This is a genomic window from Ohtaekwangia sp. (genome assembly GCF_036786105.1).
Taxonomy (GTDB): domain Bacteria; phylum Bacteroidota; class Bacteroidia; order Cytophagales; family Cyclobacteriaceae; genus Ohtaekwangia.
Map to the genome: position 1 here is coordinate 18723 of NZ_DAIQRQ010000031.1, position 22094 is coordinate 40816.

Below are 22094 nucleotides of genomic sequence, written 5' to 3' on the forward strand. Positions count from 1 at the left end.
CACGGTGGTCACGCGTAATTCGTACCTCATTTTCATGGTTTTTTCTTTAGTTTTGCGGCAATAGAGCATGGCACAGAATACATATAAGTCAAATACATTCAAGAAACCCGAGAAAGAAAAAAAAGGCAAGGCATCCAAATCATCAAAAGTGGATCTGTCGTTTTTGAAAGATCCGCGTTTCAAACTGGCAACAGGATTTTTTCTGATGATCGCGGGTGTGTATTTATTCCTCGCGCTGTTCTCGTTTCTCTTCACCTGGAAAGCTGACTTCGATATCATTCATCCACAGGATAATGCTTCGATCATTGAATCGGGAAAAGGAATTGAAAACTGGTTGGGATATTATGGTGCAGTTATTTCCGATTACTTCATCAACCGGTGGTTTGGTATCTCGGCGTTCTTTATTCCTCCGTTTCTTTTTATCGTGGGTTTCAAAGTAGTGTTCAATAAAGAGCTGTTGAGAATTTTCTCGTACTCTGTATTCTCAATCTTCTCGGGAGTATGGCTTTGCCTGTTGCTTGGCTATATGATCTTCATTAACGAAGGTGTAAGCGAGTGGAGCTTTCTGGGCGGTGGGTTCGGTCTGCGACTTGCAGAGCTCAGTGAGAGTATGTTTGGCTGGGGAACATTTCTGATCCTGATCCTTTCCTTGTTCGTCTTTATCATTTTCTATTTCAACGTAACGGCTATACCACTTTTTCAACCCAAAGATCCGAAGCCCATGGGCAACGATGCTATTATGGATGAAGAAGCCGGTGCTGTAGAAACCGCCAACGTATCGGAGTATACCGATGAAAAAGACAACTGGCCTGAGCTAAAGAAGGAAGAGAAGAAAGAGGACGAAAAAGTTGCTGAACCTGTGCTGCTGGTAAAACCTCCGTTGGAACCTGTAAAACCGGTGAAGGAAGTAAAACTGGAAGTTGAAGTTGCTGAGCCGGTAAATAAAGAAAACGAAGAGCCCGAGTTCACCATTGAGGAAACACTGGAGACGGATGCACTGGCAGAAAAGCTTGTAGCCGAACAAGGCGTATACGACCCGACATTAGACTTGAGTAATTTTCGCTTCCCTACGCTGGAGCTGCTCAATGAATATGATACCAACAAAGCCGGTGTAAGCCAGGATGAGCTTAATCAGAATAAAGACAAAATTGTTGCTACGCTGGTTAACTTCAAGATCGGCATTCAGAGCATCAAGGCAACCATTGGTCCAACGGTAACACTATATGAAATTGTGCCGGATGCGGGCATCAAGATCTCCCGTATCAAAAACCTGGAGGATGATATCGCGCTGAGTTTGTCGGCATTAGGCATTCGTATCATTGCACCCATACCGGGTAAAGGTACCATTGGTATAGAAGTGCCGAATAAGAACCGGGAGATGGTGAGCATCCGTTCCGTGTTTGCATCACAGGCATTTGCCAAAACCGATAAAGAGCTTCCGGTGGCAATGGGTAAAACCATCTCCAACGAAGTGCTGGTAATCGATCTCGCCAAGATGCCTCACTTGCTTGTTGCAGGTGCCACAGGTCAGGGTAAATCGGTGGGGTTGAATGTTATTCTGGCATCTCTATTATATAAGCGCCATCCGTCACAGCTCAAGTTTGTGCTGGTCGATCCGAAGAAAGTGGAGATGTCGCTCTTCAGTAAGATTGAAAGACATTACCTCGCAAAGCTTCCCAACAGTGAAGAAGCGATCATTACCGACACCAAGAAAGTAGTACACACTCTTAATTCGTTGTGTATTGAAATGGAAAACCGGTATGAGATATTGAAAGATGCCGGAGCCCGAAACCTGAAAGAATATAACGCCAAGTTTGTAGCGCGTAAGCTTAATCCAAAAGAAGGCCATCGATTCCTGCCCTACATTGTGCTGGTGATTGATGAGCTTGCCGATTTGATGATGACAGCCGGCAAAGAAGTGGAGACTCCGATTGCGCGTCTGGCACAGCTTGCCCGCGCCATTGGTATACACCTGGTAGTGGCTACGCAGCGTCCTTCGGTAAACGTTATTACCGGTGTGATTAAAGCCAATTTCCCCGCGCGTCTGTCGTTTCGCGTTACTTCGAAAGTCGATTCACGTACGATTCTCGATGCCGGTGGTGCCGATCAGCTTGTTGGGCAAGGCGATATGCTGCTCTCTACAGGTTCTGATGTAATTCGTATACAGTGTCCGTTTGTCGATACTCCTGAAATTGAAAAAGTGGTGGAATTCATTGGTTCACAGCGGGGCTACGATTCAGCATACATGCTTCCGGAATACGAGGGCGATGACGAAGGCGGAGCTGCCGATGTTGATCTGTCAGACCGCGATGCCCTGTTTGAAGATGCCGCCCGTCTCATTGTCATGCATCAGCAGGGAAGTACGTCCCTCATACAGCGTAAGCTGAAGCTGGGATACAACCGAGCCGGTCGCCTGATCGACCAATTGGAGGCGGCAGGTATTGTGGGAGCGTTTGAAGGAAGCAAAGCCCGTGAAGTTTTAATAAAAGATGAGCTGAGTTTGGAACAATTATTGACTGCATTGAAAGAAAGACACAATCAGTCTTAACTTTGCAGACATTTTTAAGATAATTAAGGAATGAAAAAAACGATTTTAGCCCTTTGCACGATGGTTTGGGTGATTTCAGCATCCGCGCAGTACGACCCGAAAGCTCTTCAATCCCTGGACGCCATGAGTAAAAAATACAAAGCGATTCCTTCGTTTGAGGCCAACATTTCGTATGTACTGACCAATGATGTTGAGAAAGTGAATGAGGAATTTAAAGGTAAGATCACAGTGAAAGGCGACAAGTTCCGCCTCAGTTTGCCGGAACAGGAAGTTATCAATAACGGCTCTACCGTGTGGACTTACCTCCCCGAAGCCAAAGAAGTAAATATCGATAACTACGATCCTAATTCAGAGGATGTAAATCCTTCAAAGATCTACGACATCTATAAGAAAGGATTCAAGTATCTCTACCTGCAAGACAAAAACGAAGGTGGCGTGCTCTGCGAAGAGATAGACCTGGTGCCAGAGAAGAAAGATGCCCAGTTCTTCAAGATCAAAATGTTCATCAACAAGAAAGATAAAAGCATTCAGAGCTGGACGATGTTCGACAAAGGCGGCAACAAGTACAAGTATACCATCAGCAAGTTTACACCGAACGTAAAAATCGAAGACAGCTACTTTGCATTCGATCCAAAGAAATATCCTGGCGTTGAGATCGTTGATCTCCGCTAACACGCGAATGAAATTAATTCGTAAAAAAGGAAGCAACCTGCACAGGGTTGCTTCTTTTGTTTTTAAACGTATTTACCTTTGCCCGCAAAACTACGCTTGAACGCATGAACCGCTCACAACTCTTTGAACAGATCAGGAAAAAGAAATCGTATCTCTGTGTAGGTCTTGATACCGACCTTCAGAAAATACCGAAGCATCTGTTAAGTGCTGCTGATCCGGTGTTTGAGTTCAATAAGCAGATCATCGATGCCACGCATGAATATACCGTAGCATACAAACCGAACATTGCTTTCTATGAAGCGCTCGGCCCGAAAGGGTGGGAGAGTCTGCAAAAGACATTGGACTATATACCGAAAGATATATTTACCATAGCCGATGCCAAGCGTGGTGACATTGGCAACACATCATCGCTGTATGCCCGCGCATTTTTTGAGCAGATGAATTTCGATTCGGTTACGGTGGCGCCTTATATGGGCGAAGACTCAGTGAAGCCTTTTCTTGAATTTAAAAACAAGTGGGTAATTCTGCTGGCACATACTTCCAATCCCGGCAGTAGCGATTTTCAATTGCTGGAATCCAACGGACGAAAACTATATGAGACGGTAATCCTGAAGTCGCAGCAGTGGGGAACACCCGATCAGCTCATGTATGTAGTGGGCGCTACACAAGCCGATAAAATGCAAAGTATACGCGCACTTGCTCCCGAACATTTCTTCCTCGTTCCGGGTATCGGTGCACAAGGTGGCGATCTGGAAATGGTATCGAAGGCTGGTATGAATAATCAGTGTGGTTTGCTGGTGAACTCCGCCCGTGCCATCATCTATGCATCTGCCGATAAAGATTTTGGCAAACGTGCCGGTGAAGAAGCGAAGAAAGTACAGGAAAGTATGGAGGTATATTTGCAGGCGAAGTTGTGATTTGTTTTATTATATGGGCAAGCAGCACAATTGGCCGGACTGTCAAAGATGACGTTTTCTGAAATTTTGGGAGATTATGGAGTGTCGTTGATTAATGATCCTGCTTCTGAAATGAATAGTGATGCAGCTAAAATATAACGTTGTTATTGCAGACACAAGTTACTTTATTTTACTCAACAAGATTGGCGAAATAGATATTCTACAAAGAATATTCGGTAGGGTTGAAACAACCTCAATTATTGCTCAAGAGTTTGGAAAACCTCTTCCAACTTGGGTAAATATCATTGATGCGAAAGATTCGCGATACTTGAAAAACTGCAGCGAACCAATTTCAGATTCACTGAAAGACTTTTGAATGAACTGCTCAAAAATGCTAATGAATAAGCATTCTTCCCAATTGGGTGATTGACTCAAAAGCAGCAAAATCGTAAATCGGAGCTGTTAGCTATTATTTATACTCCGATGTCTGAATCCTTTATTCACTACCTGTGGCAGTTTCAATATTTTAATAAACAGGCATTAACCACCAGCGATGGCGAGCCGGTATATATTTTTCATCCCGGCTATAAGAACATGCATGCAGGGCCTGATTTTGAGCAGGCACGCGTTCGCATCGGTACTATCGAGTGGATTGGAAGTGTAGAGATACACATCGATGCATCCGGCTGGACGGATCACCGACACGAACAGGATGCTGCCTATAACAACGTGGTGCTTCATGTGGTATGGCGAAATAACAAGCCCGCGCTGCGGAAAGACGGCACCACTTTACCAACACTGGAATTACAAGAGCGCGTAGACGATGCGTTGATCTTACGTTATAAAAAACTCGCAGGTAATCCGGAGGAAATTCCTTGTGCACCATCGCTTTCTGCTGTCTCCGGCATTGTTGTTCTCTCTATGCTGGATAAAGCATTAGCGGAGCGACTGCAGCGAAAGGTCGGTGCCGTATTTGATTTGTTGAAGCGAAATAATAATCACTGGGAGGAAACCTGCTATCAATTGCTTGCCCGGAATTTTGGCTTTAAAGTAAATGCAGATTCCTTTCTGCAACTGGCGCAAGGGCTTCCCTATAAAGTATTACTCAAACATGCCGATGCTGCCGCAAGTATAGAAGCACTGCTCTTTGGCCAGTCTGGTTTTCTGGATGAGGAAGTTGCCAACGATGATTATATTCATTTATTGAAACGCGAGTATACAGTACTCAGTCATAAATTTTCGTTGCACGATCGAAAGCTGAACAAGGCACAATGGAAATTCCTTCGCTTGCGGCCTGCTAATTTTCCCACCATACGGCTGGCGCAATTCGCGGCGTTGTTATTGAATCAGAAAAACATTGTGAGCAAAATACTGGAAGCAGAAACGTATCAAGAGCTTCGGCAACTGTTTGCAGCACGGCAATCGCCTTATTGGCGACAGCATTATCAACCCGGCAAAATTGTACGCGAAGAAATACCGTGGTTGGGTGATATGAGCATCGACAATATCATTATCAACACCGTAATTCCTATACTCGCCGCTTATGGAAAGCTTAGAGACGACCAGGTTTATACCGATCGGGCAATTGCAATTTTACAGACCGTGTCTTCCGAATCGAATAGTATTGTGAACCGATGGCAGGCACTTGGCATAAAAACCACAACGGCTTTCGACTCACAGGCATGCATTGAGTTGTTTACTAATTTTTGTTCTAAGCATAGATGTTTAGATTGCAACATCGGAGCATCTTTACTTAAACCAGTCCATACATGACGGTTGTCGCAGTCGCCAATATAGTCGCCATTCTTTCCGTAGCTTTTATACTGTGGAAGCGCGAGGAGTCGTTCTGGCGTAACATATATGGGCCTGCCCTTGCGTTGAAACTGTTCTGTGGTATCGCACTGGGGTTGCTCTATACCTACTACTATACTGTGGGCGATACGTTTACCTATCACAAAGATGGCATAGCGCTGGCGAATATGGCGCGTCATAATGTACAGGACTATCTCCAATTTCTGTGGAATGGAAATGATACGCACATAATCTGGAAGAACCTATACCTGCAGGAACCGCGTGCGGTCTTCATGAGCAAGATCACCAGTATATTTTGCCTGCTGTCGCATGATAATTATTGGGTGGTTTCAATTCATCTTTCCTTCATAGCATTCCTGAGCACATGGTTCCTGGTAAAACAACTTAGTCGTATAGATGCTATTGCAGGGCCTGCTATTGTAGCATTTTTATTTTTTCCGTCTGCGGTGTTCTGGTCATCGGGTGTGATCAAGGAAAGTATAGCCATGGCATCGCTATATTATCTGGCGGCTGTTTTTCTCAAAGCATGGATGCAGCAACCGTTGCGCATTATACATTGGCTGTTGTTGCCCGTGGCGCTGTGGTTGTTGTGGGCGCTTAAATACTATTACCTCGCGGTGCTCTTACCTGTGGTGGTTACTACGCTGGTGGTTAAGCTGGTGTTGGTTCCTCGCATACCGTTTCGGCATTGGGCTGCCATTGGGTTGCTGTGGTTCATGGTGTTTGCAGTGCCGCTCTTTGTAGCGACAACTGTGCATCCTAATTTTTACCCGGAGCGCTTTATGGGTGTGATCGTAGAAAACTACAAAGCATTTGCTGCCGCCTCACCTCCGGAAGACCGTATTGTATATGAACACCTGCAGCCGCGTATTCAAAGTATAGCATTATACGCTCCCAAGGCGCTTGTTTCCGGGTTATTCAGACCATTTATAGGGGAGGCTCATAACGCCATGCAGATGTTGGTAGCATTGGAGAACCTGGTTGTGCTGGCGTTATTCATAGCAACCATAACCCGGTTGCGAAATGCTGTTGCACCCGGCTATCGATTGCTGGTAGTGTCGGCCTCAGTATATATTGTGATGCTTTGCATTTTTCTGGCATTGTCGACACCTAACTTTGGAACACTGTCGCGCTATAAAGTCGGATTTCAATCGTTCTTTGTGCTGTTGATTTTAATCAACAATCCATTGTTCACCAGGTTGCAGACATTCGCACAAAGATCATTACGCTGAATGTTGTTCGGAACAGCCCTTCAATCTACCTTTGCTGTTCTTTAAACCCGTCTATGGAGAATCCAGTGATCATTTTTGGCGCGAACCACCTCGGTCGTGCGGCGAAGGAAATTTTTGAAGCCAACAGCAATGTCGTTTACTGTTTTCTGGATGACGACAAGAAGCTACACAATACGGAGATTGATAACGTAACAGTGCTGGGAAGCACAGACGATGACGGTTTTCTGAAACTCATCGGGAAAAAATGCGAAGCCTTTGTAGCAGAAGACGATAACAAGCTGCGTAAAAGTATTGTTAAGATGCTGCAGGAAGTGCGTCACGTGCAGCCGGTAAACGGTGTTCATCCTTCCGCGATCATTGCTTCTTCTTCGGATATGGGCCATGGTAATTTTATCGATCAGGGCGTAAAGGTAGGTGCGGGCACAAGCATCGGCAATCATTGTCTGCTGCATGCCGGTGCTATACTGGGTGCTGAAGTAAAGATCGGCGATTTTGTGCAGGTAGGCGCAGGCAGCATAATTAGTGCCGGTGCAGAAGTTGAGGAAGAAGCCTTTATCGGATCGGGCGTAACGGTGGTGTCGGGCATTACCATTGGCAAAGGTGCCCGAGTAGGTGCAGGCTCTGTGGTAGTGGCTCCGGTAAAAGCAGGTGAAACTGTTTTTGGCAACCCGGCCCAGAAAGTGAATAGCTGAGATATATAGTATATGGATTTGGTAGTGTGCAACCTCGTTTAACCAGGACTTCTTTATGTCTAAAATTTCGGAAACAGACCTGATCCTGAACAAAGACGGGAGTGTATATCATCTTAACCTGTTGCCCAAGCATCTTTCGGATACCATCATTACCGTAGGAGATCCCGGTAGAGTATACCGCGTAAGTGAACATTTTGATGATATAGAATTTGAAATGAACAAGCGCGAGTTCATCACGCAGGTGGGTACTTACAAAGGAAAACGCGTTACCGTAATGAGCACCGGCATGGGTACCGACAACATCGAGATATTGATGACGGAACTCGATGCGCTGGTAAACATCGATTTAAAAACGCGCGAAGTAAAAAGCCGGAAGAAGAAACTCAAGATCATTCGTATAGGCACATCCGGATCTTTACAGGATGATGTTCCGGTAGACTCACATTTAGTTACAGACTACGCTGTGGGCCTGGATAACCTCATGGCCTTCTACGATCTGCCCATGACCGAAGCAGAGGAAGAGATAGCCCGCGATATACAAAAGAAAACCAGTGTTCCCTTTCTGCCCTATATTGTGAAAGGTTCAGAAGCACTGCTGGAGCAATTTGGCGAAGGCATGATTGTAGGTAATACCGTAACAACACCAGGGTTTTATGCGCCACAAGGCCGTACCTTGCGCACAGCTATAAAATATCCCAAGCTGCTGGAAGAACTCAATTATTATCACAATAAGAGCGGCGATTTCTGGCTGACGAATTTTGAAATGGAAACGTCAGGGTATTATGCCATGGCGCGTTTGCTGGGGCACGAAGTGTTGAGCGTCAATGCGATCGTTGCCAATCGCATTAAAAATAAATTTTCCAAAGATCCCAACAAAACCATCGATGCACTGATCAAAAAAGTGCTCGATAGAATCTGACTTCGTTAACCGTTACATGTTAACCGTTAACTGCTGATCCTGCTTTGTCAGGTTGTGTCTTATTCATATTGTTGTAAGGTATTACGTGTAGTGCTCCGAGATAGTCTAGCCAAACTTGCGCGGTAAATTCAATTTGCTTTTCATAGCGAAAGTGCAGGCGCGTGAAAGAAAAAAGTTGAAGCCCTGTTATGACGCCAGCGTCATAACAGGGCTTCAACTTTTTTAAATCTTTCTTCCGGGGCTTCGCCAGCGAAGCCCCGGAAGAAAGATTTTCAGGGTGCGCCTACAAGCTTGCAAAAAGTGTAAACCTCAACTTCGCACCGGCTAGCACAATTGTGAATAGAATTTGATCAAACCGAAATAAATGATTATTACCGATATAAACCGGTTGATCACCTTGGCCCGAACTTCACAAAGTATATCAACTGTTATCCGTTACAACCCGTTAGGTAGGAACCTGACGGATAACGATTAACGTGTAGCGGATAACTGCATCTACTTCGAAGTGGTACTGTCCATCCGCATAATGTGCTTGCCGGCAGTCAACGGATCGTCATTGTAGAAGCCCGACAGGATGCGGTGGGCGATCTGTTCAATGATCAGCTCATCATCCGTTTTGCCCTCCTTGCCCTTCCAGAATATCCGGTTCGGGTGGCGCTTCATGTCTTCAACATAGTACTTGGCACGGGTATATTGCTCGTCCGTGAACGTAATCGTGAAACAGGTTCTTACTTTATGTGTGTCCATAATGTTTAGCATTTTTACAATCAGTATGCCAGTAAATTCTTTGTGAATTTTACTTAAAATGGCGCTCGTCCACAAAGGTCCGACCGTTGGCGAGCGAATCTGTCCGCAGGTGGGACGGATACCACCACACAAGGAAAAAATGGCAGGCCGGCAAGAGAATTGAGACTTCGTACGTAGATGTTTCTCATGCGCCGATCGTAAAACCCGTTACAGGATAGTTTGCGGAGGAAAGAAGTTAAAACATCAGTCATGTTGGCATACGATGAGCGATTCGCCCCGAAATTTGTGTTTAGAGATCGGAAGGGCTAGTTTTCATAAGGAGCCTGACTTTTAAAAGTTAATTTCGCACAAGAATTTTATATGAGAGACTATACAATTTTCACATTATCGAATGGCCTGCGAGTGGTGCATAGAAGAGTAGCTACATCGGCCATCGTGCATTGTGGTTTGGTGTTGGATATTGGCAGCCGGGATGAAACGTTTTTGAACCAGGGCATTGCTCATTTCTGGGAGCACATGGCTTTTAAAGGCACGCGCAAAAGAAAGACACTTGATATTATCAGCAGCCTTGACTCGGTTGGTGGTGAGTTGAATGCCTATACGGATAAAGAGAAGATCGCATTTTATGCATCGGTTCGGAAAGAATACTTTGAGCGCGCAGTAGACCTTTTAAGTGATATAACATTCTACTCCATCTTCCCTGAAAAAGAGTTGGAGAAAGAACGCGGTGTTATACTCGAAGAAATGGCCATGTACCTCGATAGTCCGGACGATTCATTACAAGACGAATTTGAGTCAGTATTGTATAAGAATCACCCCATGGGTATGAATATTCTGGGGCGGGAAGAGACCATCAATGGCTTTCGCAAGAAAGATTTCGTCACCTTCTTCAAACAGCACATCAACACCAGGCGAATCGCATTCTCCGTTGTGGGCGATGTATCGCTTGACGAAGTAGAGCGGCTGGCAAGGAAATATCTGGAGGGATTTAAAACGAACCAACTGAATGGCAAGCGCAAGAAGTTCTCTTCGTACAAGCCTGCCTATGAAGTGCTGCACCGCACGGTAAAACAAGCCAAGTGCGCTATAGGCGGAGAGGCATACCCTATCCATCATGCAGATCGTGTTCCGCTATATCTGCTGGTAAATATACTCGGAGGACCAGGTATGAACTCGCGATTAAACTTGTCGCTGCGTGAACGTTATGGACTGGTATATTCCGTGGATGCGCATTATATACCATACTCCGATACAGGTATGTTTGCCGTGTTCTTCGGCACAGAACCGCGACAACTGGAAAAATGCATTAACCTTGTAAAGAAAGAGCTTAATAAATTTTGTGATAAACCTTTATCGAAGTCACAGCTTGCAGCTGCGAAGGAACAGATCAAAGGACAATTGGCGATGTCGGAAGAGAACAATCTTAGCCTGATGCTGATGATGGGACGAAGCGTATTGCTTTACAACCGCGTTCCTCAATTGGATGAAATCTTCAATACGATCGATGACACGGATGCGTTAAGATTACAGCGTGTTGCCCAGGATATATTTGACGAGCGCAACCTCAGTTTCCTCACCATGGTGCCTGAAAATGGAAATGGAAAAGTAAAAAGTCAGGGAAGTAAATAAGTCGGGAAGACAGAAAGACCGGAAGTCAGATGCTTGTAACGATTAGGAGCCGTTACATTCCCCAAGTTTTCAATTCCCGACTTTCGGACTTCCGGTCTTCGGACTATTTTAAACTACAACGCATGGACCTCATCAACGAGCAAATACAACACTACGCAGAGCAGCATACATCGACTGAAACCGATTTGCTAAAGAAGATCGATCGCGATACACATGCAAAGGTATTGATGCCACGCATGCTATCAGGACATTTGCAGGGCAAAGTGCTTTCTATGCTCAGTCACATGATCCGGCCAAAGTGTATTCTGGAGATCGGAACGTATACAGGCTACTCGGCTTTGTGCCTTGCCGAAGGACTTCAGGAAGGTGGTAAACTCATAACGCTTGATATTAATGAAGAACTGGAAGACCGTGTGCGTACATACTTTGCAGCATCAGCGTTTGGTGAGAAAATAGACTATCGCATCGGCAATGCTGCCACCATCATTCCAGGTTTGACAGAGACTTTTGATCTTGTTTTTATCGATGCCGACAAGGAGCGCTACAGTCTGTATTTCGATCAGGTAATTGATAAAGTACGCATCGGAGGATTTATTATGGCTGATAATGTTTTGTGGAGCGGCAAGGTGCTGAATGCAAAGCCCGACAAGGATACCCGCGCTATTGTTGAGTTCAATAAGAAAATTCAGGAAGATCCACGGGTCGAAAATGTACTTCTGCCGATCCGGGATGGTATTATGTTGATGAGAAAAGTATCTTTGTAAAACTTTTTAACCTCTCGTAGCATGATGAGATCAATCTTCGCGCTATTTTTTGCGGTCCAGTTTACCGTAGCAGCGCAGACACCTCAGGTACCGCACAAGATGCAGTTTGCGGACATGACACTCACAATCCGCGATGACGCCCGCAGGGAAATCCAGAAAGATGTAGATGCACTAACCGCTTCGCCCAGGCATCACAACATCAAAGTGGAGCGCGCCAAAACATACTTCCCCATCATCGAAAAGATATTTGCGGAAGAGAATGTTCCCGATGATTTTAAATACCTGGTGTTGCAGGAAAGCGCACTTATTGCCGATGCTGTATCCGTTTCAAAAGCGGTTGGCTTCTGGCAATTCAAAGATTTTACCGCGATGGAAATGGGCCTTCGTGTAGACCGTGAAATAGACGAGCGCATGAATATCGTTTCATCGTCTCGTGCAGCAGCACGCTACATCAAGAAGAACAATGTATACTTCAACAACTGGTTATTTGCGTTGCAGGCGTACCAGATGGGTGCTGGTGCTGTGTTGCGCAGCGAAAAAGAGAGCAAGAGTGGAGAGAAGAATGTAGAGATTACCAGCAAAACATACTGGTATGTAAAAAAATACCTCGCCCATAAAGTTGCCTTCGAAGAGATGGTAAAAGGGCAGGGACAGGTGCAAGTGTTGTCGTATCAAAATCAAAACAAGAAATCATTAACCGACCTGGCCAAAGAAGTATCAGTAGACGAAGCAGATCTTGTAGCCTACAACAAGTGGGTGAAATCCGGAACAATACCCGATGATCGTACCTACGCCGTAATGATTCCTGTGAAAGGTGATGTTACCAATATAAAATTACCAGAGAATGCAGTGCTGGCGAAAGCCGGCGATGCTACCGCGAAAAAGAGCGGGGAATCAACACTGGCATCAGCAAATAAAAAGGATGTACGCAAAAAGATTAACGGCATTACAGCCCTCGAAGCTGTGGCAGGTGAAACAGCTACACAGATCGCTGCCCGCGGAGGTGTTGAGCTCTCGTCCTTTTTGAAATGGAATGATATATCCGTCTCGGATCAGGTGATGGGCGGACATTTTTATCTCCTGGGTAAAAAACGTGCACGTGCTGCCACGGCTTATCACACTGTAATACCCGGCGATAATCTATGGAGCATCAGCCAGCAGTATGGTGTGCAGATAAAAAAACTGAAGCATTATAACCGCATTGATTCTGATGCAGAGCTTAAGCCCGGCATGACGATGTGGCTATCGTCCCGCAAACCTAAAAACTCCGATAAGCAGGTGGCACCTACAGAGACGATACAAATCGATAATTCGCAAACATTTGCATGGAGTGTCGATCCGGCTGCAACGCAAGCCACGGTGGAGAGTACTCCGGCTGTTATCAAAACTGCTCCGGAGCAGGCAGCACCTGTTGTGGCAGTGCCGCAACCCGAAGAGCCGGTAAAAATCCAGGAACCTGTAGATTCCTCTAAAACCTTACAAGTAAAAGAGGTGGTTCCGCAATCTGTTGATACTGCCATACAACAAATCAAAGAAGTTGTCGTTCCGCCACGGCCTACAGAACATACTGTTCAGCAGGGAGAGACTTTATATTCCATTGCAAAGCAGTACGACATGAACGTAATGGACCTTGTGCACGCCAACAATCTTAACCTGCAAGAGAGTATAAAGCCCGGGCAGGTTCTTAAGCTTTCTGAATCTCAATCCATTGAAAAAGGTGTTTCAACGCCTATTGCAGTAACTGAAACTGAACACCTGGTGAAGGCAACGGATACATTGTATAGCATTGCACGGCAATATGGCGTAACCATAAAAGAACTGATGGAATGGAATAATAAGAAAGATTTCAACCTTGCAGTGGGTGAAAAATTGAAGGTAAAGCAGCAGGTTAAATAGCCTGTTTTTACTTTTTTTCTTTCTATTTATTACTTCTCCATCGGAATTTGTCAGCCACGTTCCCAAATATTCTAAAAAAGAATATTTTTGTGTTTCGTGAAATCGGATGTGTGGACTGAATTACTGATTATTGAATGCAAACAGATATAAAAGCTATTGATCTTGTAATGCTCGTAGATGACAACGACACTGATAACTTTATCAGTAAGCGTATCATTGAAATTACAAGGTTCGCCAAACGTGTAGAAGTGAAGGGATCCGGTAAGGCTGCATTGGATTATTTGCGCGAGAACCAGAATATCCCGGACAACCTTCCCAGTCTTATCTTCCTCGACATTAATATGCCGATCGTAGATGGATTTGTGTTCCTCTATGAATTTGAAAAATTCAACGAGCTTGTCAGAAACAAGTGTAAAGTAATTATACTCTCAAGCTCCGATAACAAACGCGATATAGATAAGATCGTGAACAACAATCACGTTATCAAATTCATAACAAAACCATTGACAGAAGTAGCACTGGATGAAATAAAACTGAATAACATCTAAATTTCATTGTTTCGGTTTTAAGGTATAGTTTTGAACGGAAACCCCTTAAAACCATGAAAGAGAAGATTGTTCTAACGTTTACTGTTGCTTTAATTTTTTTCGCTGCATCTTTTGTACAGGCACAAATCATAAAGCCTGATACACTTTCCAACTGGCATAACAAGTTTACGTTCGGGTTAAATTTTAATCAGGCATCGTTTTCATCCAACTGGAAAGGCGGAGGTATAAATTCCGTAGGCTTCAACTCCCTCGTTAACTATAAAGCAAATTATGCAAAAGGTAAATCTAAGTGGGATAACGAAATAGACCTTTTGTATGGATTTGTCAATAATTCAGGGCAGGGATTTCGCAAGACGCTCGATCGCATGTACATTGACACCAAGTATGGCTATGCGTTGAATAAGAACTGGGATCTCTTTACATCGCTCAACTTCCTGTCACAATTTTCTAAAGGGTATAAATATGAGAATGATGCATCCGGTGTTGAACAAAAACTTCTGATATCGGATATACTGGCCCCGGCATTCATCACTTCTGCATGGGGTGCTGAATACCATCCCGCAGAATATTTTAAAGTACGCTTGTCGCCTTTTGCTCCACGCCTCACCATTGTTAAAGATCCTGCCCGGTTTACCCGTACTGTAGGCCCTCAGCCGTACGGCGTAGACTCTACCAAAACAACGCGCTTTGAATGGCTTGCCTTTCAAATGCTGGCAGAGTTTGATAAAGAGATATTCAAGAACGTGAACCTCAAATGGCGATACGTGATGTTCGCCAACTACGAAACACTGCAGTTAAAAACGATCGACCACCGTCTTGATCTGATGCTCACTTCCAAAGTAAACAAGTTTATTACAGTAAGCCTGGGCGGCATATTGTTATATGACTATGACCAGGACAGCGGAGCACAGGTAAGCCAGCTGTTTAACTTCGGCTTTGCTTATTCCTTCCAGAATTACGCCGAACCAAAGTAAGCATTGTATCATGCATTGCATGCATGTCAGGAAGGCTCGAAAAGTTTCGGGCCTTTTTTATTTCCATTCCGCTATAATTTTAAATTGCATAATCATGCAAGCGCAATTGCTGTTGAATTAAAAACAGACCACTATGCCCAACGAAAAATTCAGGGAAGCTATTCTGAAGTCGTATACGTCAAACCTGCCATCCATCTATTTAGGTGCGGGTATATGCAACAATGAAATTATAGCAGAGGCCAAGGTAAACCTGCCGATGCGTATGATGAACCGGCACGGCCTCGTTACAGGTGCTACCGGCTCTGGTAAAACACGCACGCTGCAATTACTGGCCGAACAACTCTCTGCAGCTGGTGTACCGGTGTTTATGCCTGATATGAAAGGCGATCTGTCGGGAATGGCGAAAGAAGGAAGTGTAAATGATAAGATCAACGAGCGTGTTCAGGCCTTGGGTATTACGTATACACCAACAGCATTTCCGGTAGAAATATACTCGTTGAGTGGTAAGCTGGGGGCACAGATGCGCGCCACCGTTACCGAGTTTGGCCCCACGTTGCTAACGAAAATACTGGAGCTGAATGATACACAATCGGGCGTGCTGAATATACTCTTCAAATATGCCGATGATAAGAATCTTCCCATCGTTGATTTCAACGATCTCAAGAAAGTATTGAATTATCTGACAGAAGGCCCGGGAGCTGCAGAGATAAAAAGCGATTACGGTAAAATATCATCAGCTACGGCCAGCACGATACTTCGTAAGATCGTTGCTCTTGAACAGCAAGGTGTAGACCAGATCTTCGGCGAAACGTCTTTCGATATAGAAGACCTCTTTCAGAAAGTAGATGGCAAAGGAGTAATCAGTCTGTTGAATGTAGCCGACATTCAGTCGCAGCCTGCTATATTTTCAACATTCATGCTGGCCTTGCTGGCAGAAATATACCAGCGACTTCCCGAAGCAGGTGATCTCGATAAGCCTAAGCTGATCTTCTTTCTGGATGAAGCGCATTTGTTATTCAAAGATGCTCCCAAAGCTTTCCTGGACCAGATAGATCAGGTGGTTCGCCTGATCCGCTCCAAAGGTGTAGGTATATTTTTCTGTACACAGCTTACGCAGGATGTACCGCCATCCGTACTGGCACAACTCGGTAATCGCGTGCACCATGTTATTCGTGCCTTTACTCCCAACGATGTAAAGGCGTTGAAGGAAACCATTAAAACATTTCCCAAGTCAGAGTTTTATGACATGGAACAGCAGTTCACGCAACTCGGCACAGGGCAGGCGTTCATCACCGTGCTCAATGAAAAGGGAGTTCCTACTGAAACGGTAGTAACGCATCTGGCTCCGCCTGCTTCTTTTATGGGACCGCTTAGCGACAGCGAGTATAAAAATCAGCTCAATCAATCAGACCTATATAAAAAGTATAAAGATGCTGTCGATCCGCAAAGCGCCTTCGAGATACTGAGTGAGCGCATGCAAAAAGAAGAAGAAGAGGAGGCTGAAGAAAAGGCATCGAAAGCTGAAGCTCCGAAGCGTACATCACGTAAACAGGAGAAATCCACATTGGAGGAAGTGATGTCATCGCCGGTGGCCAAGCAGGTAGGGCGGGAATTGGTGCGTGGCGTCTTTGGTATGCTGTTCGGTACCACTACCACGCGGAGAAGCTCCCGAAAACGCAGCAGTATATTTTAATGAATTGCTAGATATACCCCTATAGCAATTCAAAACAATTAAGTACACTTAATATACATACGATGTGGAACGATGATGATGATGAACTGGATAGTGACTATGACCCCGAAAAGGAGCGGAGGCGTATGGAGGCATTGCCTATATTTCAAAAAGCAGAGGAGATACGGGAGCTCACCAGGCGCATCATTGATTCCATCGATGATGAAGAAGTAAAGATGATCCATAGCAACATCATGCTGGAAGATTCCATTATTATTCCCGCCAAGATTGCAGGAGCGGAAGCGATGGAGGATTTCATTATGAAAATGGAAAATGCCACCATCATTAAGATTCATGCGCGAAGCCTGCTTACACAAACAGCATCGTTGATCTTCGAAGAAGTACTCCCGGAAGAATACCTGCGATTGCTGCGTAAAGAAATTGAAGCATTTCGTTTACTGTTTAGAGAGTGGATCAAAACATTTCACAAGTTTCCCAAAGAAGGCGATGGCTGGGGATTGTTCGTAGAAGACGATGAGTAATACTGATCGTTATCCGTTACAGATTATCCGTTAATAGACTTTCCGGATAACGGCTATTTTAATTTCCATAGACCTAGATTTATGCAGATCGTTATCAATTAGACGTGTAAACGAATAACGGCTCTTCAATACCTGATAAATCCGGTATAAATAAAGCAACTGTAACACTGGAAACGAATGCATTCTTTTGTATTTTTACCCCGATTAGAAACCACATTTACAGCAGAAAGGCTCGAAGCACTGCTGTTTCCCCATACATTTTAGCAATTTCGTAACCCTATAACTGTGTATGGTGTGGCTTAGCCGTTTATGCCTGGTGTTAACTTTTTTGTGTTTTTCCAGGCAGGGAATCTCTCAAAACTTAGTAAGAGCGGAGGCAGGTGTACTGAATGCCCGCGATTGGAAATTTCAGGATAAAAGTCTGCCCCTTTCAGGCTACTGGACTTTTTACGACCGTCAACTTCTTTCTCCAGAGCAATTAGATGCCAATATAATAAGAGGTATAGATCGTTTTTTTCCAGGTTTGTGGAATAAAGACACTGACGATAAAGAGCGAACAGAATATGGTACATACGCTTTAAGAGTATTGTTGCCAGATTCGGTGCACAAGCTTGCCGTGGAGATACCGCAGTTATATTGCAGCTATACTCTATGGGCTAATGGTTTAAAAGTAGCTTCCGCTGGTAGAGTGGACAGCACCGAACAAACATCAATACCCAAGTGGGTATATCAGACAACTTCTTTTTCTGTGAATCCAAAAGATACACTTTCGCTGGTATTGCAGATTTCAAACTTCCATCATCATAAAGGTGGCGCAAAGGATGCGATTCTACTTGGTAACCCCGATCAGGTAACCCATCATGTTTCGCGCTCTATAACGGTTAATGTGGTGCAGGCGCTTATACTTCTGCTGGCGGGCCTGGCATTTCTTATTATATATTTCGCACAGCGGCAAAAGGCGATATTGTTTTTTGCTCTATTGAGTCTCACATGGTCTGTGCGCTGTATGTTCTCCAATCTTTATCCGGTGGTTACTTTTTACCCGAATATAGACTGGCAACTTCTGGTGAAGGTGGAGTACTTCTCTTTATATTTTGGCATTATCTGGGCATCGCTGTTTTTGCATCATGTTTTGAATAAATTCAGCAGCCAGATTGTTACCTATACCATTGTAGTTCTGAATGTCCTGTTCTCCATCTATACTCTTTTTACACCGGTGTTGATCTTCTCGCAGTGGATATCACTATACCTGGCTGTGGCAGGAGTAACAGTGTTGTATGCGGGTATATTGATCGTGCGCGGCCTGTTAATGGACCACGCCGGTTCATGGTTCCTGGTGGGGGGTATTATTACCGGCATTGTTATGTTTGGCTACGATATACTCGCTTACAATACAGCCTTTCACTATAATTATATGTTTCTGAGTACCGGCTATCTGATGATATTCCTGCTAACGGCAATTGGCCTGTTCTTTCAGTTGGGTATACTTAAAAGCAAAGGAAAACGAAGCGATGTGCTTACCTATGATGATCTTTTCAAAAATAGTGGCAGCTAATCTATAGCCTGAATATACAGGTATACAGTTTAGTAATCGGTATCGAGGCCAAGACGGTCTTTCAGTTCCTTCAGAATAGGATTTTTCTCTGCGAGGTAATCAAATTTATCGCGGGCGGTATAGAGTGTTCTCCCGGTCTCTTCTACTTCGCGCAGTTCACCAACGATCTGGATAGAGTTGTTCTTCAACCTCTCGCGAATAAAGGCCGAAAGCTCAAGGCGAAAACCATTGAACATCATCTCTTGCACGGTATTATGCAAGTGTACGGTTACAACATTTTCCTTCTGCTCATACGGTTGTGTAAGCAAATGAAACTCCGCCTGGAATTTTTTACGCGTCTCTGCATAATCATTCCATACGGCCTGTAATTGCTGCGGTGTAAAAGGAACATCTGCGTCAGCTTTTACTTCGGTGGCAGTAGTTTGTTCTTTTTTCGGCTCGACCTTTAAGAGATCGGTTAGCTTTACTGTTGTTTTAGGCGCTGTTTTAAAACGTGATTTCTCTGCGAAGTCGGGCTTTAATGAAATAGTTGGAGTACCGGATTCGCCTTCTTTTTCAGTGGAAGATTCGCCTGCAGCGGGAGCTGTGGTAGCAGGAGCTTGCTGCTGTATTGGTGGTTGTGACTGCGGTTCTTCTTTCTGTTCGGAAGAGGACTCAGTCTCTACACTAATTTTTTTTTTAAGCCTGCATCAGCAAGTCCGTTGGAAAAAGAAAGTTGGTCGGCCTTTAGCACGCTGCCTACGTGTGCCATCTTCATAAGCGCAAGCTCTACTGAAAGTCGCTGATTCTTGCTGCCTTTATAGTTTATATCGCATTGGTTGGCAATATTGAGCCACGTAAGTAACATGGACGGAGGGCAGGTTTGTGCCTGCTGTACATATTTCTTCTTCACACTGTCGGGTACTTCCATTAGCTGCACAGTGCGTGCATCCTGCGACACCAGCAGATTGCGCAAGTGCTCGCTCAATCCAACAATGAAATTATGACCATCAAAACCTTTGCGCAGAATTTCATCGAGCAGCAACAGCGGTTGTGTATGGTTCTGTGACAATAGTGCATCGATCACCTGGAAGTAGTAATCATAATCCAGGATGTGAAGATTGCTCAATACATTTTTGAACATTACTCCCTTGCCGGAAGAGTATGTTACCATCAAATCAAAAATGGAGAGTGCATCGCGCAAAGCACCGTCTGCTTTCTGGCTGATAAGGTGCAGCGCTTCATCTTCTGCCGGTATACCTTCGTGCTGCGCAATCTTTTTCAGGTGATTGGCAATGTCACTGATCTGGATCCGGTTGAAATCAAAGATCTGGCAACGCGAAAGAATGGTAGGAATTACCTTATGTTTTTCGGTTGTAGCCAGAATGAAAATAGCATACGAAGGTGGCTCTTCCAGAGTCTTCAAAAAAGCATTGAAGGCTGCGTTGGAGAGCATGTGCACCTCGTCTATGATATAGACTTTAAATTTTCCGAATTGAGGAGGATAGCGAACCTGGTCGATCAGGTTTCGGATATCTTCTACGGAGTTGTTAGACGCAGCATCAAGCTCGAAGATGTTGAGCGAATTATTTTCTGTTCTTTCTTCAAAGCCGTTGATGAGTCGCGCAACGATACGGGCACAGGTCGTTTTACCTACACCGCGAGGCCCGCAGAATAAAAGAGCCTGCGCAAGTTTGTTATTATCGATAGCATTTTTGAGCGTAGTAGTGATGTGCTCTTGCCCAACTACTTCGTCAAACCCTGTAGGGCGGTATTTTCGTGCCGATACAACAAAATTTTCCATGCGAGCGTGCAAGATAAAATCGAAATGACAATTAGCAATGGGATAACGGTATTAAGTATTCAGGTGCGTATGTGCATACGTTGGTAGGTGGGCTGGCCACAAACAATTTGATGGAATTATGATGAAGCATCGCTTGAAACTTTTTTAGTTTTATATTTGTCTCCTTGTTTCAGAAAACGTTCATTGAAAACGCGAAACTTTCATATAGATGGTTTCCTGTTTTACTACCCGGGGCCGACCGGTTTTGACAGGATGCTTGAGGTCGTATGTAAGCATGCAGGCTCATAGGATGAGAGCCTTGAAAGATAGTCCTGAATCATACTTGGCGAGTCTAACTACGCCATGGCTGCCTAATTTAGCAGATTGCTAAGTTACGCCTCGTCCCGATAAGATCGGGAAAGCCATCATCGCTCAGCACTGTTGTTTTGCAGGTGCTGGTTAGCGGTGTCGTAATGCAGAACTGCTCCGCGCGATGTTGCTAAGCGCGGCTAAGACTTAGTAACTAAGGTGTAGTTTGGCTGTTGCCTGCCTTGCTGCACTCGAAAATTAAAGTCAACTAAGCATGTAGAAGGTACGAGTTCATCTTCTCTGGACCAGAGTTCGATTCTCTGCGGCTCCACTTTTTTCTTTATCATGCCGGCACTATCTGGCAAAAAAAACGTCATCCCGATATTTCAGGATGACGTTTTTTAGTTGATGCTGGTAGCTTCAAATTCCATTTGCTGTATGCTGCCTTGCGGCCTTCAACACGAGCACCGCTCGCATAGCCATGCGTGGGTGTAAGTATTATCGGTGGTATATTTTACTTTATTGTAAATACAGATGCAGGGTTTGCCAAGATATGAGGAGGTGTTTCGCTGTAGTATGATCGCCAATATAATATGTCCCGGTGTGATGGCGCTTAGGCTATACCTGTTGCCGGATGTTGATACAAGAGAAAGCAAACGGCTGTAGTGGCTGAATAAGTAATTGCTTGATTAAGATTAGTCTATTCATTAAATTATTTATGAAGACGTCTGTAAAAAAACAGACGTCTTTTTTATTATACATGCACAGAGATATAGTCTATAATAAGCGTTGAACCTCATTTAATAGATTACGCTGAAATATGCGAAGCATTACAAAAACGAAACACTGCGATAAAATTACTCTTGGTTTTAAACTTTACTTTTGCTTGTTATCATTACACCGCTTCCGGTGATCGATAATGACT

At 44.4% G+C, this 22094-nt stretch carries 18 protein-coding genes, 1 other RNA gene and 1 pseudogene; 17 read left to right on the forward strand and 3 right to left on the reverse strand.

Annotated elements, in window-relative coordinates:
• Nucleotides 1–67: 67 nt before the first annotated feature.
• From V7Q33_RS13675 to V7Q33_RS13710, 8 genes and pseudogenes are all read left to right on the forward strand, one after another.
• Entirely contained in the window at nucleotides 68–2548 is a 2481-nt protein-coding gene (locus V7Q33_RS13675; protein WP_331980078.1) for an FtsK/SpoIIIE family DNA translocase, read from the forward strand.
• A 30-nt stretch (nucleotides 2549–2578) separates the two neighbouring features.
• The gene (locus V7Q33_RS13680; protein WP_331980080.1) at nucleotides 2579–3220 is read left to right on the forward strand and encodes a LolA family protein; all 642 of its coding nucleotides are present in this window, start codon (nucleotides 2579–2581) and stop codon (nucleotides 3218–3220) included.
• Nucleotides 3221–3324: 104 nt separating this feature from the next.
• Nucleotides 3325–4137: an orotidine-5'-phosphate decarboxylase gene (gene pyrF, locus V7Q33_RS13685; RefSeq protein WP_333820207.1), complete on the forward strand. Its 813-nt coding sequence runs from the start codon at nucleotides 3325–3327 to the stop codon at nucleotides 4135–4137.
• A gap of 27 nt (nucleotides 4138–4164) precedes the next feature.
• Nucleotides 4165–4275, forward strand: a pseudogene (locus V7Q33_RS13690) (UPF0175 family protein); the annotation flags it as partial.
• A gap of 324 nt (nucleotides 4276–4599) precedes the next feature.
• Nucleotides 4600–5889, forward strand: a complete 1290-nt coding sequence (locus V7Q33_RS13695) for a DUF2851 family protein (protein WP_331980084.1) — start codon at nucleotides 4600–4602, stop codon at nucleotides 5887–5889.
• On the forward strand, nucleotides 5886–7160 hold the full coding sequence (locus V7Q33_RS13700; protein ID WP_333820208.1) for a hypothetical protein: 1275 nt from the start codon (nucleotides 5886–5888) through the stop codon (nucleotides 7158–7160). Before V7Q33_RS13695 ends, V7Q33_RS13700 begins: the two co-directional genes overlap by 4 nt.
• A gap of 53 nt (nucleotides 7161–7213) precedes the next feature.
• On the forward strand, nucleotides 7214–7852 hold the full coding sequence (locus tag V7Q33_RS13705) for an acetyltransferase (RefSeq protein WP_331980088.1): 639 nt from the start codon (nucleotides 7214–7216) through the stop codon (nucleotides 7850–7852).
• Between the two features lie 55 nt (nucleotides 7853–7907).
• Nucleotides 7908–8771, forward strand: a complete 864-nt coding sequence (locus V7Q33_RS13710) for a nucleoside phosphorylase (RefSeq protein WP_331980090.1) — start codon at nucleotides 7908–7910, stop codon at nucleotides 8769–8771.
• Between the two features lie 495 nt (nucleotides 8772–9266).
• Here the strand turns inward: V7Q33_RS13710 and V7Q33_RS13715 are convergent, their stop codons facing one another.
• A complete protein-coding gene (locus tag V7Q33_RS13715) occupies nucleotides 9267–9518 on the reverse strand; it encodes a hypothetical protein (protein WP_331980092.1) in 252 nt (83 codons plus the stop codon).
• 360 nt (nucleotides 9519–9878) lie between these two features.
• Here V7Q33_RS13715 and V7Q33_RS13720 point away from each other — a divergent pair, with 360 nt between their 5' ends.
• From V7Q33_RS13720 to V7Q33_RS13755, 8 genes are all read left to right on the forward strand, one after another.
• Entirely contained in the window at nucleotides 9879–11147 is a 1269-nt protein-coding gene (locus V7Q33_RS13720) for a M16 family metallopeptidase (protein WP_333820209.1), read from the forward strand.
• A gap of 122 nt (nucleotides 11148–11269) precedes the next feature.
• The gene (locus tag V7Q33_RS13725) at nucleotides 11270–11911 is read left to right on the forward strand and encodes an O-methyltransferase (protein ID WP_333820210.1); all 642 of its coding nucleotides are present in this window, start codon (nucleotides 11270–11272) and stop codon (nucleotides 11909–11911) included.
• A gap of 21 nt (nucleotides 11912–11932) precedes the next feature.
• Nucleotides 11933–13807 (forward strand): LysM peptidoglycan-binding domain-containing protein, encoded by a 1875-nt coding sequence (locus V7Q33_RS13730; protein WP_331980098.1) that lies wholly within the window; start codon nucleotides 11933–11935, stop codon nucleotides 13805–13807.
• 134 nt (nucleotides 13808–13941) lie between these two features.
• Nucleotides 13942–14355 carry a response regulator gene (locus V7Q33_RS13735; RefSeq protein ID WP_254092882.1) on the forward strand — a complete coding sequence of 138 codons (414 nt, stop codon included), beginning with the start codon at nucleotides 13942–13944 and terminating at the stop codon, nucleotides 14353–14355.
• A gap of 53 nt (nucleotides 14356–14408) precedes the next feature.
• Nucleotides 14409–15329 carry a DUF3078 domain-containing protein gene (locus tag V7Q33_RS13740; RefSeq protein WP_331980101.1) on the forward strand — a complete coding sequence of 307 codons (921 nt, stop codon included), beginning with the start codon at nucleotides 14409–14411 and terminating at the stop codon, nucleotides 15327–15329.
• 133 nt (nucleotides 15330–15462) lie between these two features.
• The gene (locus V7Q33_RS13745; RefSeq protein ID WP_333820211.1) at nucleotides 15463–17022 is read left to right on the forward strand and encodes a helicase HerA-like domain-containing protein; all 1560 of its coding nucleotides are present in this window, start codon (nucleotides 15463–15465) and stop codon (nucleotides 17020–17022) included.
• 62 nt (nucleotides 17023–17084) lie between these two features.
• Nucleotides 17085–17543 carry a hypothetical protein gene (locus V7Q33_RS13750; RefSeq protein ID WP_331980105.1) on the forward strand — a complete coding sequence of 153 codons (459 nt, stop codon included), beginning with the start codon at nucleotides 17085–17087 and terminating at the stop codon, nucleotides 17541–17543.
• A 289-nt stretch (nucleotides 17544–17832) separates the two neighbouring features.
• Nucleotides 17833–19098, forward strand: a complete 1266-nt coding sequence (locus tag V7Q33_RS13755) for a 7TM diverse intracellular signaling domain-containing protein (RefSeq protein WP_333820212.1) — start codon at nucleotides 17833–17835, stop codon at nucleotides 19096–19098.
• 29 nt (nucleotides 19099–19127) lie between these two features.
• On the opposite strand, the gene V7Q33_RS13760 is transcribed toward V7Q33_RS13755, so the two are convergent.
• Complete coding sequence (locus V7Q33_RS13760) at nucleotides 19128–19337, reverse strand: hypothetical protein (RefSeq protein ID WP_333820214.1); 210 nt, start codon at nucleotides 19335–19337, stop codon at nucleotides 19128–19130.
• A gap of 422 nt (nucleotides 19338–19759) precedes the next feature.
• Nucleotides 19760–20881 carry a DNA polymerase III subunit gamma/tau gene (gene dnaX, locus V7Q33_RS13765; RefSeq protein WP_331980111.1) on the reverse strand — a complete coding sequence of 374 codons (1122 nt, stop codon included), beginning with the start codon at nucleotides 20879–20881 and terminating at the stop codon, nucleotides 19760–19762.
• A gap of 230 nt (nucleotides 20882–21111) precedes the next feature.
• On the opposite strand from dnaX, the gene ssrA reads away from it, so the two are divergent.
• Nucleotides 21112–21503, forward strand: a transfer-messenger RNA (tmRNA) gene (gene ssrA / locus V7Q33_RS13770).
• Nucleotides 21504–22094 lie beyond the last annotated feature (591 nt).

Bases quoted from the DNA above. Each gene is read 5' to 3' on its own strand.
- V7Q33_RS13675 (WP_331980078.1), top strand. From the start codon at position 68: ATGGCACAGAATACATATAAGTCAAATACATTCAAGAAACCCGAGAAA.
- V7Q33_RS13680 (WP_331980080.1), top strand. From the start codon at position 2,579: ATGAAAAAAACGATTTTAGCCCTTTGCACGATGGTTTGGGTGATTTCA.
- pyrF (WP_333820207.1), top strand. From the start codon at position 3,325: ATGAACCGCTCACAACTCTTTGAACAGATCAGGAAAAAGAAATCGTAT.
- V7Q33_RS13695 (WP_331980084.1), top strand. From the start codon at position 4,600: ATGTCTGAATCCTTTATTCACTACCTGTGGCAGTTTCAATATTTTAAT.
- V7Q33_RS13700 (WP_333820208.1), top strand. From the start codon at position 5,886: ATGACGGTTGTCGCAGTCGCCAATATAGTCGCCATTCTTTCCGTAGCT.
- V7Q33_RS13705 (WP_331980088.1), top strand. From the start codon at position 7,214: ATGGAGAATCCAGTGATCATTTTTGGCGCGAACCACCTCGGTCGTGCG.
- V7Q33_RS13710 (WP_331980090.1), top strand. From the start codon at position 7,908: ATGTCTAAAATTTCGGAAACAGACCTGATCCTGAACAAAGACGGGAGT.
- V7Q33_RS13715 (WP_331980092.1), bottom strand. From the start codon at position 9,518: ATGGACACACATAAAGTAAGAACCTGTTTCACGATTACGTTCACGGAC.
- V7Q33_RS13720 (WP_333820209.1), top strand. From the start codon at position 9,879: ATGAGAGACTATACAATTTTCACATTATCGAATGGCCTGCGAGTGGTG.
- V7Q33_RS13725 (WP_333820210.1), top strand. From the start codon at position 11,270: ATGGACCTCATCAACGAGCAAATACAACACTACGCAGAGCAGCATACA.
- V7Q33_RS13730 (WP_331980098.1), top strand. From the start codon at position 11,933: ATGATGAGATCAATCTTCGCGCTATTTTTTGCGGTCCAGTTTACCGTA.
- V7Q33_RS13735 (WP_254092882.1), top strand. From the start codon at position 13,942: ATGCAAACAGATATAAAAGCTATTGATCTTGTAATGCTCGTAGATGAC.
- V7Q33_RS13740 (WP_331980101.1), top strand. From the start codon at position 14,409: ATGAAAGAGAAGATTGTTCTAACGTTTACTGTTGCTTTAATTTTTTTC.
- V7Q33_RS13745 (WP_333820211.1), top strand. From the start codon at position 15,463: ATGCCCAACGAAAAATTCAGGGAAGCTATTCTGAAGTCGTATACGTCA.
- V7Q33_RS13750 (WP_331980105.1), top strand. From the start codon at position 17,085: ATGTGGAACGATGATGATGATGAACTGGATAGTGACTATGACCCCGAA.
- V7Q33_RS13755 (WP_333820212.1), top strand. From the start codon at position 17,833: ATGGTGTGGCTTAGCCGTTTATGCCTGGTGTTAACTTTTTTGTGTTTT.
- V7Q33_RS13760 (WP_333820214.1), bottom strand. From the start codon at position 19,337: ATGATGTTCAATGGTTTTCGCCTTGAGCTTTCGGCCTTTATTCGCGAG.
- dnaX (WP_331980111.1), bottom strand. From the start codon at position 20,881: ATGGAAAATTTTGTTGTATCGGCACGAAAATACCGCCCTACAGGGTTT.